This is a genomic window from Actinoplanes palleronii (genome assembly GCF_016862315.1).
Taxonomy (GTDB): Bacteria; Actinomycetota; Actinomycetes; order Mycobacteriales; family Micromonosporaceae; genus Actinoplanes; species Actinoplanes palleronii.
The window spans coordinates 1-16,677 of record NZ_BOMS01000151.1 but is presented as its reverse complement, the minus strand read 5'-3'; the positions used below and the strand labels follow the sequence as shown (position 1 = coordinate 16,677).

The following is a 16,677-nucleotide window of genomic DNA, read 5'->3' as shown; positions in this document are numbered from 1 at the left end:
TTGCGCGACCGCCGGCTGGCGCTGGCGGCCCCCTCAACAACCCGGAAGCAGCCCTCAGCACCGGCCCGGCACAGCTCCGGGCGCCGGGTGGTTCTCGGGGGTGCCTCGAGCAGCCGGACGCACCCCGGAGGACCAGCCGGCCGGCGGGACGCACACCGCGCGCGGGGCCGGGGCAGGCAGGCACGCCGCGTCAGGCCGCCCTCGGGACGCGGCGCGAGTCCGGACGGCCGGCTGGTGGTCAGGGGTGTGTCGACGGTTGGGAGGCACCCCTGGGGGCCAGCCGCGACGTGGCGGCGCGGGGCGGTCGGGGGGAGTGCGTCGCGCGGCCATCGTGGGACAGGGGTCGCGGCCTGCGGGCGCTCCGTGCGCGGGCCGGAAAGGGCGATCAGGGGGCTGTGGGCAGCGGAAATGTGGTTGCGCCGGCCGGAAGATGGACGGTCAGGTGGCGGGCGGCGGCGGGTGGGCGGGGCAGGAACTTGTGGTGGGCTCGCCACTCGGCGCCGTCGCCGCCGCCGTGACCGGAGGACATGCGGTAGGGCGTGCCGAGATCGTCGGTGACCGTGACCGGGAGGTGCATGAGCGTCTCGCCCGGCCAGGACGGTGAGTGGTCGCGGTCGGGTGCGGTCGCCCAGGCCTCGAACGCGGCGCGGCAGGCGGTGACCGCCGCACGGCTCGCCGGGGTGTCCTCGGCGTCCAGGGTCACCTCGACGTGGTTGGCGATGGCGACGTCGGTGAGCAGTGCGCGGACGCCGTCGGGGGTTTCGGCCGCGAGGACCGGGTTCGTTAGCGGCAGGCGGACGCGGGGCACCCGCTCGACGGTGACGAGGTAGGCGTGGTCCGGGTCGTCCAGGAACTCGGCGTGATAGGTGGCCAGGGAGGGGCCTTCCAGACCGGCCGGGGTGAGGCGGCCCGGGGCCGCCGGGATGAGGCGGCCCGGGGCCGCCGGAGCCAGGCGGTCCGGGGCTGCCGGGATGAGGCGGTCCGGGGCGGTTGGGGGGAGGCGTTCCATGCTGCTGTCGGGGCGGGGCTTGCCGGGGCGGGGGAACAGCAAAGCCTCGACGGCTTCCTCGAAGGTCATGTCGGAGCTCCCCACACTCGATAGTGGACGGCGTTTACAGTGGCGGCGTGGACCCGAGTCGACGCTTGTGGATGATTATGGCCACCTCGGCCGACGTCGACTGGCGGATCGCGGCGGGGGCGGTCGCGGCGGCCGCCGAGGTTCCGGTCGCGGTCGTGGTCATCGGGGTGGTGGTCGGTGCGGACGACCCGGTGCGGCCGCACGCGGCGGGCCTGCTGGAACTGACCGACGCCGGGCGGCTCAGCCTCGCCCGGGCGCGGGAGTTGGTGCTGGCGGTCCGGCGGGCCTACGGAATGGTGCTGGTGGCGGCGCCGGCCGGGATGCTGGTGCCGATCGGTGAGGACGGCTGGCACCTCGCCGACCTGACAGCGGCGGTGGGCGGGTCGGCGCTGGTGGTGACCGGGCCCGGGCCGGACTCGGTGAACCATGTGGCGCTGGCCCTCGGAGCACTGGCCGGCCACGGGATCTCCGGATCGGTCATCACGATCGGTGTGCCACCGGCCCCTGATCCCGGTGCCGCCGGGGCAGGCCAGTCGGCCCCTGGTGCCGCTGCAGCGGACGCCACCGGGGCGGGGCGGGCCGATCCCGGTGCTGCGGATTTCACCGAGGCGGGGCTGCCGGTCACGCCGATCGGGCGGATTCCGGCTGAGCGGCCGGGTGGCCTGGCCGGGGCGGCGGCGTGGTTCCACCCGGTGCTGCGGGCGGCGCCCGATCCCGGGCCGGACGCGGCGGCGCTGCGGGCGCAACGGCCGCCGGTCGACGGGCGCAAGGTGGTACTGGCGCTGCTCGCGGTGTTCGCCGTCCTGGTGCTGCTGGTGTGCGGGATGGCGTGGGCCGGTGCCGGTGGCGGCGACACCAGGGAGTCGCTCGAGGTGGTGCCGGCTCCGCGGCTCTCGGCGTACATCGGAGTGGTTCCGGTCCCGACGCGGACCCGGACCCGGCCGGCGGCCTCGGCCACCTGCCCGCAGTATGCCGCCGGGGTCGCCGTGACCCGGCCGGACACCGCGACCATCAGGGTGAACCGGGCCTGGCAGCGGATCGAGAAGTGGCTCGGCGTCCACGCGCCGGCCTCCGCGCAGGCCCTGCGGCCCGGAGCTCCCGCCGACCGGATCGACGAGGTGCAGCGCCGGATGTCGGTGGCGTTCCCGCCGGACCTGGTCGCCTCGCTCCGGCGGCACGACGGTGCCACCGGCGTCAGCGGGTTCGAGCTGCCGCCGTTCTTCGCCCCCGAGTCGCTCACCGGCATCGTCAGTGACTGGGCGGTGAAATGCTCCGTGCCGGCCGCCGACTGGTGGCAGCGGCAGTTCGTCCCGTTCGCGGCGGACGGCTCCGGCGGCAGCCTGATCGTCGACCAGCGGCCGGGCGGTCACGGGCGGGTGGGTGAAAGCGACCCGGAGTCCGGTACCAGCTTCGAGCGGTGGCCGGCGTCGGTCGCCGAGCTGCTGGAGTTGACCGCGGACGCGTTGGAGACCGGCAGGCCGTTCGACGGCCGTTACCGTCCGCGGGTCACCGCGGACGGGAGGCTGGACTGGGCGATCGAATGATCACGCCACCGGCGCTGACCAGGGTCACGGATTGTCGTACATGACTCGCTGGACCACCTGGTAGACCTGGTCGGTGGTGAGGCCGTGCCGGCGGGCGATGTCGCCGACGGCGTGGCCGTCGGCGTAGGCGGCGACGATCGCGTCCTCGTCCGGGAGGTCCGGCGCCGGCGGATAGGCGTAGGCCTGCGGGGAATACGGCTGGGGCGGCGCGTAGTACTGCGGGGCCGGATACTGCGGCGCGGGAGCAGGCGGGACCGGATACTGCGGGGCCGGATACTGCGGCGTGGGAGCAGGCGGGTAGTAGCCCTGATCCGGTGGCGGGGCGTAATAGGCCGGCGGCGGGTATTGGGGCGGCTGGCCCGGATATCCCGGGACCGGCGGGCCCACCTCGCGCTCGACCACCGCGTACACCTGCGCCACGGTGAGGCCGTAACGCGCGGCGATGCCCTGCACGTCGTGCCCGTCGCCGAACTCAGCGACGATGTGGTCGTCCCTGCTCTGATACGCCTCGATGCCGTCCGCAGCCACGCCCTCACGCTACCCGCCCGCCGCCACGATCCGCGGGCACCGGCGTTGCCGCGGGGGCCGGTCCGGGCGGAGATGATCGTCGATCGGCCGGGCGCTGCGCGCCGCCGCCGGCCCGAGCCCCACCAGCTCGACGAGGACGCGCCGGTGATGAGCGGAACGCCGGCGGGCCACCAGGAGGGTGGTGGGAGTCCAGTGCCACACAGTCGCCCCCGGGGTGCCGTCGACGACCGGGCGGGTCCACTCAGGAGCGGGCTGCCACTGCCGGGTCGAGGACCCACTCCACCGTGACGGTGACGGTCAGGCGCTGGCGGCCCGGCTCGATCGGGATCGGGGCGTCCGCGCCGGCCATCGTCGACATCATCCGGTCCGGTTCGATCGGGGAGCCGGATCCCGGGGTCGACTCGCTGACCTTGACGACGCGGCCGAGCGGGCGGCCGGCTTCCTTGGCGTACAACATCGCCTTTGCCTTGGCGTCGGCGAACGCCTTCGTGCGGGCCGCGGTGAGCAGCGCGGTGTCGTTCTCGATCGCGAACGACGCTCCGTTGAGCCGGGCGGCGTCACCACCCGCGGCGATGGTCGCGGTCATCAGCGCGCCGGCCTGCGGCAGGTTCCGGATCTTCGCGGTCAGGCCCTGGGTCACCGTGTAGCCGGTGATCTTGCCGTTCTTGTCCCGGCTGGTACCGATGCTGACGGTGGAGGTCTGCAGATCGGCGGCGGCGACCTTGGCGTGCAGCAGGGCGTCGCGCATCCGGGTGGCGGCGGCGGTGGCCCGCTTGAGCGCCTCGGCGACGGTGGCCGCGCTGGTCTCCACGGAGAATTCGGTGGTCAGCGTGTCGGGCGTGCCGACCGCCTCACCCCGCCCGGTGACCAGCACACTCTCCCAGGGCTGGTCCGCGGAGCGGGAGTCCGCGGCGAACGCCGGGCGGACGCCGAGCGGCGAGGCCGGCACACCGGCGAGGGTGGCCAGGACGACGAGTGCGGGCGCCGCGATACGTAGTTTACTCACTTTACCGCCTTTAAACTGACATTTCGGACAGATGTCAGCGGTAAGGCTACTCGGTGACCGCGGTGAAGCGGCCGTCCTCCTCCATCTGGTCGTCCGACACATCGACGAGCACGTCCGGCAGCTCGTCGACGAACCGTCGCGCCGCGAACGGCGACATGAAGTGGTGACTCAGGTTCAGGTACTCCAGATGGGTCAGGGACTGGCCGGCCAGCAGCGCCGCGGCGCCGTCGTCACCGAGCGTGCCCCACGAGAGGTCGAGCACCCGGAGCTGGGCGACCACCGGTGCCTCCGCCACCGCGGCGGCGATCTCGTCGGCGTACTCGGCGTTGCGCAGGCCGAGCCAGCTGAGCGCGGGCAGCGCCCGGCCGGACAGGATCGGCGCCAGGTCCTCGACGGTGGTGTCGCCGCCGTAGCGTTCCACGCCCAGCCACAGCTCGATTTCCTCGAGGTGGGGCAGGTCGCAGGCGGTGATCGCCCGCACCACCGAGCCGGGTAGGCCGCCGGACTGCACGACCAGCTCGTGCAGGTTCTCGTGGCGTACCGGTGTCAGCTCGAGGCCGGCCGAGCCCCGGATCCACAGGTGTTGCAGGCCGGGCAACGCCTCCAGCAGCGGGGTGATGTCACCGTGCTGGATCCACGAGATCTCACAGTCCTCGCTCGACATCTCGCCGATGAACAGCGCGCCCAGCTCGCCGAGCCGGTCGGCGTGACCGACCAGTTCGTCGACCGGGAACGGTTCCTGGTACGCGACGCCCCAGTCCCCGATGATCAAAGCGGCCGGGCCGGTCGGCCCGGCGCGCTCCATCATCTGCTCGAAGACCGACGCGAACGTGTCGCTCTCCCCCTCGACGGTCATCCACCAGGCCACTGCCGGCAGATCCTCGTCGAGTTCCTCGTCCACCCGGACGACCGGCAGCCCGGCGAACGTCGGCAGGAAATCGTTCACGCCCACGCGCCGATCTTAGGCGCGCATCACCGTCGCGATCGGGATTCCCGCTGCCCGGATCGCCGGGATGAAACCGCCCAGCACCCCCGCCACCAGCCCCGCCACGATCCCGGAGACGCCCGCCGACCAGGGGAACTCCACCCCTTGCAGGAACGGCTGCGACGGCCCCACCACCACCGTCAACACCTTGAGCCCGGCCACGCTCAACCCGATCGCCAGCCCCGCGGTCAGCAGCCCGGTCAGCAACGTCTCGGCCAGCACGATCCCGGCCAGCACGGCCCGTGGCGTCCCCACCGCCCGGCGCAGGGCGAACTCCTCGACCCGCTCCCCCACCGTGGCCAGGCCGACGTTCAGCACCCCGGCCGCGCCGATGATCAGCACCAGGCTGGCCATCGCCAGGAAGATCAGGCGGAGCAGGTTCAGCTCGTCCTTCATGTCCTTGCGCGAGTTGATCGTCTCGGCGGCGATGCCCTCCGCGCCGAGCGCCTTCAGCTTGGTGATCAGCACCTGTTCCACCGGGGTGGAGCCGGCCAGCAGCACCTGCGTGTCGACCGCGGAGTTCGGGTCGCTCATCCGGGCCATCGGCAGCCAGGTGGACAGTTCGTCGAGCCGGACGTACGCGTGCGGCGACTGGTCACCGTCCTTGACCACGCCCACGATCTGCGGGGTCAGGTTGGCGGTGGCGCCGGCGATCCGCATCTCGGCGGGCACCTGATAACGCTCGAAGCCCTTGGCCGCCTCCTCGTTGAGCACGAGTCGCGGGGCCATCATCGGCTGGCTGCCGAAGTCGAGCCAGGTCCCGGACTTGGGCCGGTACGGCCGGAACTCCCGCACGTCCCCGGTCAGCGCCGAGACCCGCAGCTCGATCGCCTGCCCCTCGGGCGCGCCGGCGTTCGGGTCGTAGCAGTTGCCGCTGTTGTCGCAGACCTGCATGCCCCCGCCCCAGTCCTGGTCGAACGGGGAGCCGCCCTCGTTGATCGGCCGGACGCCGGGTTCACCGATGATCGCGCTGAAGCCGAACATCGCCACGGCGTCGGTGCGGCCCTTGACCGTGTCCACCACCGCCTGGCCGGCCGCGGCGCCGGACGGTACGCCGTACAGGACCTTGGTGCCGTCGATCCCGGAGCTCAGTTCCAGGTCGGACAGCTGCAGCCGTTCGGCGATGCCGGCGCCGGCCTGGACCACGACCACCGCGAGCACGCCGAGGAACAGGCTCACCATGGAGAGGAAGGTGCGCAGTTTGCGGGCCCGGATGCCCTGCAAACCGATGATCGACGCCGAGCGGAGCCGGCCGGAGAGGCGTTTCATACCGTGGCCATCCGTTCGGTGAGCACGCCGGTGTTCAGGTCGAGGATCCGGCCCATCCGGGCGGCGTGGTCCCGGTCGTGGGTGACCAGGATCAGCGCGCACCCGCGGGTGGTCGCCTCCAGCAGCGCGTCGATCACCAGCGCGCCGGTCTCGGTGTCCAGGGCGCCGGTCGGCTCGTCGGCGAGCAGGATCCGCGGCTCGCGGACCAGGGCGCGGGCGATCGCCACCCGCTGCTGTTCACCACCGGACATCCGGGTGGGGCGGTTCTTCGCCAGGTGGGCGATGCCGACCTGCTCGAGCGCGGTCATCACCCGGGCACGGCGGTCCCGGCGGGGCAGCCAGCCCTGGCCGTTGATCAGGGCCATCGCCACGTTCTGCGCCGCGGTCAGGTGCTTGAGCAGGAAGAACCGCTGGAACACGAACCCGAAGTGCGAGCTGCGCAGCTTCGCGGCGTGCCGTTCCGGCAGCCGGCTGATGTCCCGGCCGTCGAGGGCGTAGGTGCCGGAGTCCGCCCGGTCGAACAGCCCGAGCACGCTGAGCAGGGTGCTCTTGCCGGAACCGGACCGGCCGACGATGGCGACGCTCTCGCCGGCCCGCACGGTCAGGTCGACGCCGTCCAGGATGGTGCGGGGCTCCTTCTGGCCCTTGAGCACCTTGGTGATGCCGGACATCGCGATCAGCTCGGTCATCCGCCGGTCACCCCGCCGTCGGCCGGTGCGGCGGCGGTGGGCAGGTTGGGGCCGGGAATCGCCACGGTCTCGTCGCCCTTGAGCCCCTTCTTGATCTCGACGACCTTGCCGTCGGAGAGCCCGAGCACCACGTCGACGGTCTTGCGGGTGTGGTTCTCCCCGGTGACCACGTCCACCTTGCCCTTGCCCTGCGTGCCGGCGACCGCCTCGACCGGCAGGACCAGCACCTTCGACGCCTTGTCGGTGATCACTTCGAGGGTCACGTCGGCGCCGTTGATCAGCTTGACGCTGGCCGGGGGCACGCAGACCAGCCGCATCCCGGTCGGCTCGGAGCCGCCGGAACTGCCGCTGCCGCCCTCGCTGCCCGGGTTGGTCGGGGGCACGCCCGCCGACGAATCCGTCTTGGGCGCCGTGGTGGTCACGGCCGGTTCCGGGATGGTGCCGACCGGCAGCGCCGCGATGGTGCCGAGCGCCTTGCACGAGAACGGCCCGGGACCGTTTTTGATCTGCGCCCGGACCTGCTTGACCGCGCTGGAGATCCGGTAGGCCTGCGCGCTGTCGATCTCCGCGACGATCCCGTACCCGGAGTGCTGCGCGGAGACCACCGGCATGCCCTTGGCCACGTCGGAGCGGTCGTCCATCAGCCGGCCCGCGAAGATCGACCCCTGCGGGATCTCCACCCGCCGCGGGAAGCCGTCGTGCCAGACGCTGGCCACCCAGATCGGCAGGCTCGCCGGCACCTTCGACGGGGTGCGGTCGACGAAGCGCAGCTCACCGTCGGTGGGCGCGACGATCCCGTAGATCGGGTTGATGGTCACCTTGCCGGCCAGACTGATCTTGTTGCTGAGGTCCTGCCGGGTCGGCTGGACCGTGGTCAGCACCGTGCCGCGCTCGGCGAGCCCGGGCGTCGCGGTGGTCTCGTCCGCCGACGAACACCCGGCCAGCGGACCCCCGACCAGGGCGAATCCCAGTAACACCACTCCCAGCCGGACAGGCCTGCTCGTTACCACCGGATCCCCCGTCGTCAATGTCGTAAGTAGCGCGGCGAAGGGTACCGGATCGGCGCAAGACCGCTCCGCCCCCGGCTTGGAGATCAAGACCCCGATTTGGTACGACCTGAGCACCGCCGGAAATGTGGCTGAATCCTCACAGCTCACCCGTTGCGTGCCGATGGACAGGGAGTGAGGTCTGACCAGCTCGAAGAACTGCTGTACGACAGCGAGCGCACCCGCGTGGCCCGGGTCCGCGACAACGACGGCGCGTGGGTGATCCGCAAACAGCCGCTCGGGCCGGGCGCGGCCGAACGCCTGCGCAACGAGCTGGCGGTGCTGCGCCGCCTGGACGGGGTGATCGGCATACCCCGGCTGGCCGGGACGCAGGACTCCACCGAGGTGCTCACCCTGCGCGACACACCGGCCCGGACGCTCGCCGAGCTACCCAAGCCGTGGGCCGGCCGCGCGCTGATCGACGTGGCGCACGGCCTGGCCGAGGTGCTCGCCGCGATCCACCGGCACGGGGTGATCCACCGCGACGTCAGCCCGGCGAACGTGCTGGTCGCCACGGACGGCGGCGCGCCCACCCTGATCGACTTCGAGCTGGCCACCCTGGCCGTCCAGGACCGGGCCACCCCGGTGCCCGAGGGCGCGCTGGCCGGCACCCTGCCGTACCTGGCCCCGGAGCAGACCGGCCGCACCGGCCGCCCGGTCGACCACCGCGCCGACCTGTACGCCCTCGGCGCGACCCTGTACGAGCTGGCCACCGGCGCACCGCCGTTCGGCCGGGACCGGGACCCGCTGAGCCTGATCCACGACCACCTGGCCACGGTGCCCACGCCGCCGGCCGAGGTCAACCCGCAGATCCCGGCCACCCTGTCGGCGATCGTCATGCGGCTGCTGCGCAAGGAACCGGACCAGCGCTACCAGAGCGGGGAGGGCCTGGCGTACGACCTCGCCCTGCTCCGCGAGGAGCCGGTGTTCCCGCTCGGCGCCCGGGACTTCCCGCTGCGCCTGACCCCGCCGGCCCAGCTGATCGGGCGGGCCGAGCCGCTCGCCGCGCTGCACACCCTGCTCGCCGAGGCCACCGCCGGACGCAGCGTGCTCGCCATGATCACCGGCCCGTCCGGGGTCGGCAAGACCAGCCTGGTCGACCGGTTGCGCCCGGCCGTCACGGCGGCCGGCGGCCGGTTCGTCTCCGGCAAGTTCGACCAGTTCCGCCACGACATCGGCGGCGACGCCGTCCGCGAGGCCTTCGACATGCTCGGCAGCCAGCTGCTGGCCGAGTCCGACGAGGTGGTCGCCGAGCTGCGCGAGCAGCTGCGCGCCGCGCTCGGCCCGAACACCGGCCTGGTCAGCGCAATGATGCCGCCGTTCCGGGCGCTGCTCGGCGCCGAGCCCGAGCCACCGGCCGGCGACGATCCGCGGGCGGTGTTCGCCCGGCTCCGGCTGGCCGTGCTCGCCGTGCTGCGTACCGTGGCCCGCAGCGACAGCCCGGTGGTCTTCTTCCTCGACGACCTGCAGTGGGCGGCCGGCGCCGCGTTCCGGTTCCTCGACGACGTGCTCGACCAGACCGACCTGCCCGGCCTGCTGGTGCTCGGCGCGTACCGGGAGGAGGCGATCGACGAGGCCCATCCGCTCTCCGCGCTGCTGGTCCGGCTGCACCACGATCACGGGCCGGCCGGCGAGATCCGCCTGGACAACCTCGGCCCGGACGACCTGCCGCTGCTGGTCGCCGGGATGCTGCGGCTGCCGGTTACCGACGCCGCGCCGCTCGCCGCGGTGCTCGCCGGGCGCACCGGCGGGAACCCGTTCGACACCGTCGAGCTGCTCAACGCGCTGCGCTCCGAGGGCGCGCTGGTGCCGGACGGCGCGACCTGGCGCTGGGACGAGGCCGAGGTGCGGCGCTCCCTCGGGCACGGCGACGTGGTGGCGCTGCTCGGCGCCCGGATCGGCGCGCTGCCGGACGAGGCGCGTGCCCTGGTCACCACGATGGCCGGGCTCGGCGGCGAGGTGGATCTGGACCTGCTGCGGGTGGCGTCCGGGCAGAGTCCGGAAGAGATCACTGCGGCGCTGCGGCCGGCGGTCGACGACGGGCTGCTGTCGGTCGACGAGGTGGCGGCCCGGTTCCGGCACGACCGAGTGCACCAGGCCGCTTTCGGCCGGTTGGCCCCCGACGATCGCACCGCGCTGAGCCTGACCCTGGCGCGGCGGCTCGCGGCCGACCCGGTGCACAGGGCCGCCGCCGCTCCGCAGTACCTCGCCGCGATCGACGCTCTGGTCGTACCGGACATCGCTTTTCCGGAAGAAAAAGCGACCGCTGCCGCGCTGCTGCGCCGGGCCGCAGCGGCCGCGCGGCTCGTCGCCAACCATGCGGGGGTCGAGGTCCATCTCGCGGCCGCGCTGCGGCTGACCGAAAAAAACCATGCAGAGTACGACGGTACGTACGCGGAGTGGCACGCGGCCCTGTGCGGGCTCGGCCGGTACGACGAGGCCGACCGGGTATTCGCCGACCTGGCCGCCGGCGACCACGACCCGGTGTGGCTGACCGGGCCGGTCACCGAGCAGATCGGCACCCTGACCACCCGTCGGATGCTGCCCGAGGCCCTGTCGCTGGGCCTGGACCAGCTGCGCCGCCTCGGCGTCGAGGTGCCCGGCCCGGACGCGATCGGCCCGCGGGTCGGCGCCGGACTGGCCGCGTTCTACCGCTGGCTGGCCACCGCCGGCGACCGCCCGGACGTCCCGGAGCTGACCGCTCCGGATCAACTCGCGATCGCCCAGCTGCTCAACCGGCTGTCCCCGGCCGCGTTCTTCGCCGACCACCAGGTGCTGGCCTGGCTGGTCGCCGAGGCCGCGCAGATGTGGGCCGGGCACGGCGTGTGCGCGCCGCTGGTCGGCTCGCTCAGCAACATCGGCATCCTCACCATCGCCGGCGGCGGCGAGCGCCGGGACGCCTACCGGGCGCTCCAGGCGATCATCCGGATCGGCGAGGCGCACGGCTACGAGCCGGAGGTGTCGCAGGCCAAGTCGCTGCACGCGCTCGCCGGGGTGCCGTGGTTCGAGCCGCTGGAGAACGGGGTGCGGCTGGCACACCAGGCCCGGGACGGGCTGCTGCGCGGCGGCGACCTGCGCAGCGCGTTCTACACGTTCTACGCGTCGGTGCCGCAGGTGCTGGGCAGCGCGCCGAACCTGGCCGCCTTCGCCAAGGAGGCGCAGGCCGCCGAGGCGTTCGCGGCCCGGATCGGCGCGGAGTACGAGGCGTCGATGTTCGTCGTCGGCGGGCGCCTGGTCCGGGCGCTGCGCGGCGAGACCGGTGCGGACGGCTCGCTCGGCGAGTTCCCCGCGCTGACCGGCAACGACGCGGCCAGCGCGTTCTTCGCCGCGGCGCAGGCGCTGTCCGCCGGGATCTTCGGCGACGACGAGACCATGGCCCGGCACAGTGCCCGGGCGATCCGGCTGCTGCACACCATCCCGGGCGTCTACCTGCACGCGCCGGCGCACGTGATGGCCGCGCTCGGCGCCGCGATCCGGGCCGGGCTCACCACCGGCGCGGACCGCGACGAGGCACTCGCCGACCTGGACCGCAGCCGGGACTTCCTGGCCGCCCGGGCCGCCGACCAGCCGGGCAACTTCCGGCACCTGCACCGGTTCGTGGAGGCCACCCGGGCCGCCGCGCACGGCGACTTCATCACCGCGGCCCGCGCGTACGACTCCGCGATGTCGGACGCCGCGACCGCCGGACGGTCCTGGCACTCGCCGCTGATCACCGAACGGGCCGCGCTGTTCTACCTCGCGCAGGGCTTCGAGCACGTCGGCGCCCGGCTGCTCGCCGAGGCGTTGCAGGGTTACACGCGGTGGGGCGCGACCGGCAAGGTGCACCAGCTGAAGCGGTCGTACCCGTCGCTCGGCTCGGCGCTCGGCACCACCGCCGGGCCGCGCACCACCACGCTCAACGGCGCGCACAGCATCAACCTGTCCACCGAGGTGATCGACCTGATGGCGGTGCTCGAGGCGGCCCGGGTGCTCAGCTCGGAGACCGACCTGAACCGGCTGCGGCGCAAGGTGCAGGACGTGCTCAAGGCGATGACCGGGGCGACCACCGTGCACGTGGTGCTCTGGGACACCGCCGCCGGCGGCTGGATGCTGCCGGAACCGCGGCTGCCGGTCGCCGACGCGGCCCGGCAGGGCCTGCTGCCGCTGACCGCGGTCCGGTACGCCGAACGCACCCGGGAACCGCTGCTCGTCGACGACGTGTCGCTGGACGGGCGGGTCGGGCGCGACCCGTACTTCGCCGGGCTGGAGCACTGCTCGCTGCTGGTGGTGCCGGTGCTCAGCCAGGGCCAGCCGCGGGCCATGCTGCTGCTGGAGAACCGGCTGACCCGGCGGGCGTTCTCGGCCGGCCGGCTCGACGCCGTCCAGCTGATCGCCGGGCAGCTCACCGTCTCGCTGGAGAACGCCCAGGTGTACGCGTCACTGGAGCGCAAGGTCGCGGAACGTACCGAGGAGCTGAACGAGGCGAACCGCCGCCTCGAGGTGCTCACCGTGACCGACCCGCTGACCGGGCTGCCGAACCGGCGCAAGCTGAACACGTTCCTCGACGCGGAGTGGCTGCGCTCGGTGCGGTCCAACGAGCCGATCGGTGTCGCGATGGTCGACATCGACAGCTTCAAGAAGTACAACGACCACTACGGCCACCAGGGCGGCGACAACACCCTGCGGCTGGTCGCCGAGGCACTGCGCGACAGCGTCCGGGTCACCGACCTGGTCGCCCGGTACGGCGGTGAGGAGTTCTGCATCGTGATGCCGGGCGCCAACACCGAGAACGCCCTGGTCGTCGCGGAACGCGCGTGCAAGGCGGTGGCCCGGATGCGCGAGCCGCATCCGCTCGCCGACACCGGGATCGTCACCATCAGCATCGGTGTCACCTCGGCGAACCCGGCCACCTCCGCCGGGCCGGACCAGCTCACCAAGATGGCCGACGAGGCGCTCTACGAGGCGAAGCGCGCCGGCCGCAACCGGGTAGTGGGTGGCTGATGCGGATGCGGCCCGGAGCGCGGCGGGTGATGGTCGGCGCGCTGGTGACGATGCTCGCGCTGCTGTCCGGCTCGGCCGTGCTGGAGAGCCGCCGGCACGGCGCCATCGTCAACGACATCATCCGGGCCGGTGACCAGGTGGCGGCGTACGAGCGGGCCGCGTACCTGTCGGCCCGGGAGATGGCGCTGATCGAGGCGACCGCGAACGACCCGCAGGGCCTGGAACGCCAGCAGCTGCTCGCCGTCGACGAGCAGGCCTACCAGGCCACCATGGTCATCTCCCGGATGGACTGGGAGACCGAGGACCGGGCCGAGGCCGGCAACCTCGCCCAGCGGCAGATCAACTTGCGCGGCTCGATCCTCTGGTACATCGCCCTGCTCGACCGCCGCGAGCACGCCAAGGCCCTGACCGCCCTCGAGACCGACATCGTGCCCAGTTACCGCCGCAACATGGCGCGTCTGCAGGAGCTGCGAGATCAACACCAGACACGGTACGAACGACACGTCACGATGGCCCAGTACGAGTCGGACCGGCTGCTCTGGGCCAGCCTGATCAGTTTCGGGCTCACGCTGGTGATGCTCGCGCTGTTCGGCTGGACCGTCCGCGCCCACCGCCGCCGGGTCGAGACGATGGCCGCCACCGACACGCTCACCGGCCTGCCGAACCGGGCCGCGTTCACCCTGCACACCCAGAAGGCGATCGCCGCCGTGGCGGTCCGCGACGCGCCCGGCCTGACCGTGCTGACCGTCAACATCGACGGGTTCCGGCACGTCAACGACCAGCTCGGCCCGAACATCGGCGACCGGTTGCTGGCCGAGGCCGGCTGGCGGATGTCCGCCGCGGTCCGGGAGACCGACCTGGTCGCCCGGATCGGTGGCGACGAGTTCGCCATCCTGCTGCGCGACACCGACCCGGGCCGCGCCGAGATCGTCGCCGAACGGCTCCGGGAGGCGTTCGACCAGCCGTTCCACCTCGACGACATCACCGTCGACCTGGAGATCAGCATCGGCGCCGCGACCGCGGCGCCGGACGACGACGTCAGCACCCTGCTCGGGCACGCCGACACCGCGATGCACGAGGCGAAACAGCAGCACGACGGGTTCCGGCACTTCAGCCCGCACACCGGCCAGGACAGCACCGCCCGGCTGAGCCTGCTCGGCGACCTGCGCCGCGGCCTCGACGACGCCGACCAGTTCACCCTGCACTACCAGGCCAAGATCCGGTTGACCGACGGCTCGGTCGCCGGGGTGGAGGCCCTGGCCCGCTGGCACCACCCGGTGAAGGGGCCGGTGTCACCCGGGCAGTTCGTCCCGGTGCTGGAGACCACCAGCCTGATCCACCGCTTCACCGAGCGGGTGCTGACCATCGCCCTGCGCCAGGCCCGGGTCTGGCTGGACGCCGGCCACCGGGTCCCGGTCGCGGTGAACGTCTCCACCCGCAGCCTGCTCGACGAGACCTTTCCCGGGCGGCTGGCCGCGCTCCTGGACTCCAGTGGCGTACCCGGTGACATGCTCTGCGTCGAGATCACCGAGTACACCGTGATGTCCGACCCGGCCACCACGATCGCGGCCCTGCACCAGATCCGCGCCCTCGGCGTGAAGACCTCGATCGACGACTTCGGCACCGGGTACTCGTCCCTGGCGTACCTGAAACTCCTCCCGGTCGACGAGCTGAAGATCGATCGCTCCTTCGTCGCCGACATGGTCGCCGACCCGAGCAGCCGCGCCCTGGTCGCCTCCGCCGTCGACCTGGCCCACAACCTGGGCCTGACGGTCGTGGCCGAGGGCGTGGAGGACGCACCGACCGCGGAAGCCTTGAGCCAGCTCGACTGCGACACGGCCCAGGGCTACTTCTTCGCCCGCCCGCTCCCCGCCGACGAGGTCTCCCTGACCCGCCGCCCCCTCCCCCTGACCACCAGCTGACCCCACTGCCCGCCGCCCGGCTGCGGCCACCGCCTTGCCACTGCGCTGCCCGGCCACCGCTGCGCCGCCACCTCGCGCCCGGGTGCCGCGCCCCTATGTCAGCTCACACTCGCCAAGATCGCGTCGAGCGGCGGGTGGCGCGGGGATAACCTCGCGGGATGATGTTGCTGGTTCCTGGGGACGTGGTACGGCCGCGCCGGCCCGACGAGCATTTCGCCGACGAGGTGGCCGCGGCCCGCGAGTCCGGCATCGAGGTCGCGGTCATCGACCACGACGCCCTGTCCCGCGGCGGGCCGGGCGACCACGCGGTGTCCCGGGTCCCGCCCGGAGCCGACGCGGTCTACCGCGGCTGGATGCTGCACGCCGACCGGTACACCGCCCTCGCGGACGCCCTGTCCCGCCGCGATGTGACCCTGCGTACCCATGCGGACCAGTACCGGCAGGCGCACGAACTGCCCGGCTGGTACCGGGCCGCCGAGGCGCACACCCCGGAGTCGGTCTGGACCACCGGCGACGCCCGTGCGGACTTCACCACGGCCTGCGCCACTCTCGGCCGGGGACCGGCGGTGCTGCGCGACTACTCCAAGTCGATGAAGCACCACTGGCACGAGGCCGCCTACATCCCGGACGTCGCCGACCCGGACGCCGCCTGGCGGGTGGCGAGCCGCTTCCGTGAACTGCGCGACGACGAGTTCACCGGCGGCTTCGTCCTGCGCCGCTTCGAACACTTCACCGGCCCCGAGGTCCGCACCTGGTGGACCCACGGCACCTGCCGCCTGATCACCGCCCACCCGGACACCCCCGACGACCTCCCACCCCCGGACCTCGACCTCACCCCGCTGGAACCCCTGATGCGAACGCTGTCCCTCCCGTTCACCACCGCCGACCTGATCCGCCACACCGACGGCCGCTGGCGCCTCATCGAAATCGGCGACGCCCAGGTCAGCGACCGCCCCCGAACCACCCCCGCCCCCACCTTGTTAGCCACCCTCCACTAACCCCACCCCGCCGCTGCCGCCGCCGGTCCCGATCCCGTCCCGATGCCGGTCCCGATGCCGATGCCGGTCCCGATGCCGATGCCCGCTCGCAGGGGCGGTGCCCGTCCGCGTTACGAGACTGCGGCCTTTTACCGCCCCCACGCGGGCGGCAACCGCACGCACAACCGGATTGCGGCCCGCTGCCGCCCCCAACCCGGCCGCACGCGTGCTCCTACCGCCCCAACAGCCAGCCGGAGCCCGGCGGCTGGCACTGACGGCCCCCTCAGCCCCTCCAACACGGCCGTCATCGCCAGCCGCCGGGCTCCGGCTGGCGCTGACGGCCGCCTCAACCGCCCGGACACAGCCACCAGCACCAGCCGCGCGGAACGCGAAGCGGTGAGACACCCCCGAGCACCAGTCAGCACCGAGAACTGTGGCATTCCCCGCAAAAAGCCGCGCCCACCCCAGACCCCAGCGCACCTCCCGGCCCCGGCTGGCTCCCAGAGGTGCCTCACCGCCCCCGAGACACCCCGGAAAACCAGCCGCGACCCGAACAAACGGGCGGCACGGCACCGCCGCACTCACCCCGCAGCGCGATACCCGCACCGGACCGCGACGCGGCACCAGACTCGGCTGGCCCTCAGGGGTGCCTC

At 73.0% G+C, this 16,677-nt stretch carries 11 protein-coding genes; 4 read left to right on the top strand and 7 right to left on the bottom strand.

Annotation, left to right across the window (positions count from 1 at the left end; all coding sequences use genetic code 11):
• Nucleotides 1–385: 385 nt before the first annotated feature.
• The gene (locus Apa02nite_RS43430; RefSeq protein ID WP_203830321.1) at nt 386–1,078 is read right to left on the bottom strand and encodes a hypothetical protein; all 693 of its coding nucleotides are present in this window, start codon (nt 1,076–1,078) and stop codon (nt 386–388) included.
• 77 nt (nt 1,079–1,155) lie between these two features.
• Here Apa02nite_RS43430 and Apa02nite_RS43425 point away from each other — a divergent pair, with 77 nt between their 5' ends.
• Complete coding sequence (locus Apa02nite_RS43425; protein ID WP_203830320.1) at nt 1,156–2,622, top strand: SMI1/KNR4 family protein; 1,467 nt, start codon at nt 1,156–1,158, stop codon at nt 2,620–2,622.
• A 24-nt stretch (nt 2,623–2,646) separates the two neighbouring features.
• Here Apa02nite_RS43425 and Apa02nite_RS43420 read toward each other — a convergent pair whose 3' ends face one another.
• The 6 genes from Apa02nite_RS43420 to Apa02nite_RS43395 all read right to left on the bottom strand — a co-directional run bounded on the left by Apa02nite_RS43420 (nt 2,647) and on the right by Apa02nite_RS43395 (nt 8,076).
• Nucleotides 2,647–3,150: a helix-turn-helix domain-containing protein gene (locus Apa02nite_RS43420; RefSeq protein WP_203830319.1), complete on the bottom strand. Its 504-nt coding sequence runs from the start codon at nt 3,148–3,150 to the stop codon at nt 2,647–2,649.
• Nucleotides 3,151–3,391: 241 nt separating this feature from the next.
• Nucleotides 3,392–4,156 carry an SIMPL domain-containing protein gene (locus Apa02nite_RS43415; RefSeq protein WP_239164966.1) on the bottom strand — a complete coding sequence of 255 codons (765 nt, stop codon included), beginning with the start codon at nt 4,154–4,156 and terminating at the stop codon, nt 3,392–3,394.
• A 46-nt stretch (nt 4,157–4,202) separates the two neighbouring features.
• A complete protein-coding gene (locus tag Apa02nite_RS43410; RefSeq protein WP_203830317.1) occupies nt 4,203–5,108 on the bottom strand; it encodes an STM4015 family protein in 906 nt (301 codons plus the stop codon).
• Between the two features lie 9 nt (nt 5,109–5,117).
• Nucleotides 5,118–6,410 carry an ABC transporter permease gene (locus Apa02nite_RS43405; protein WP_203830316.1) on the bottom strand — a complete coding sequence of 431 codons (1,293 nt, stop codon included), beginning with the start codon at nt 6,408–6,410 and terminating at the stop codon, nt 5,118–5,120.
• Nucleotides 6,407–7,099, bottom strand: a complete 693-nt coding sequence (locus Apa02nite_RS43400; protein ID WP_067698457.1) for an ABC transporter ATP-binding protein — start codon at nt 7,097–7,099, stop codon at nt 6,407–6,409. The genes Apa02nite_RS43405 and Apa02nite_RS43400 overlap by 4 nt, the downstream gene beginning before the upstream one ends.
• A complete protein-coding gene (locus tag Apa02nite_RS43395; RefSeq protein WP_239164965.1) occupies nt 7,096–8,076 on the bottom strand; it encodes an efflux RND transporter periplasmic adaptor subunit in 981 nt (326 codons plus the stop codon). Before Apa02nite_RS43395 ends, Apa02nite_RS43400 begins: the two co-directional genes overlap by 4 nt.
• A gap of 204 nt (nt 8,077–8,280) precedes the next feature.
• Between Apa02nite_RS43395 and Apa02nite_RS43390 the strand changes: the two genes are divergently transcribed.
• From Apa02nite_RS43390 to Apa02nite_RS43380, 3 genes are all read left to right on the top strand, one after another.
• Nucleotides 8,281–13,125 carry a diguanylate cyclase gene (locus Apa02nite_RS43390; RefSeq protein ID WP_203830315.1) on the top strand — a complete coding sequence of 1,615 codons (4,845 nt, stop codon included), beginning with the start codon at nt 8,281–8,283 and terminating at the stop codon, nt 13,123–13,125.
• A complete protein-coding gene (locus Apa02nite_RS43385; protein ID WP_203830314.1) occupies nt 13,125–15,047 on the top strand; it encodes a putative bifunctional diguanylate cyclase/phosphodiesterase in 1,923 nt (640 codons plus the stop codon). Before Apa02nite_RS43390 ends, Apa02nite_RS43385 begins: the two co-directional genes overlap by 1 nt.
• 158 nt (nt 15,048–15,205) lie before the next feature.
• A complete protein-coding gene (locus Apa02nite_RS43380; protein ID WP_203830313.1) occupies nt 15,206–16,045 on the top strand; it encodes an ATP-grasp domain-containing protein in 840 nt (279 codons plus the stop codon).
• Nucleotides 16,046–16,677 lie beyond the last annotated feature (632 nt).

What these genes read in the sequence shown, in the direction of transcription:
- Apa02nite_RS43430 (WP_203830321.1), bottom strand. Translation starts at nt 1,078, where the DNA reads ATGACCTTCGAGGAAGCCGTCGAGGCTTTGCTGTTCCCCCGCCCCGGC.
- Apa02nite_RS43380 (WP_203830313.1), top strand. Translation starts at nt 15,206, where the DNA reads ATGATGTTGCTGGTTCCTGGGGACGTGGTACGGCCGCGCCGGCCCGAC.
- Apa02nite_RS43425 (WP_203830320.1), top strand. Translation starts at nt 1,156, where the DNA reads ATGGCCACCTCGGCCGACGTCGACTGGCGGATCGCGGCGGGGGCGGTC.
- Apa02nite_RS43405 (WP_203830316.1), bottom strand. Translation starts at nt 6,410, where the DNA reads ATGAAACGCCTCTCCGGCCGGCTCCGCTCGGCGTCGATCATCGGTTTG.
- Apa02nite_RS43400 (WP_067698457.1), bottom strand. Translation starts at nt 7,099, where the DNA reads ATGACCGAGCTGATCGCGATGTCCGGCATCACCAAGGTGCTCAAGGGC.
- Apa02nite_RS43385 (WP_203830314.1), top strand. Translation starts at nt 13,125, where the DNA reads ATGCGGATGCGGCCCGGAGCGCGGCGGGTGATGGTCGGCGCGCTGGTG.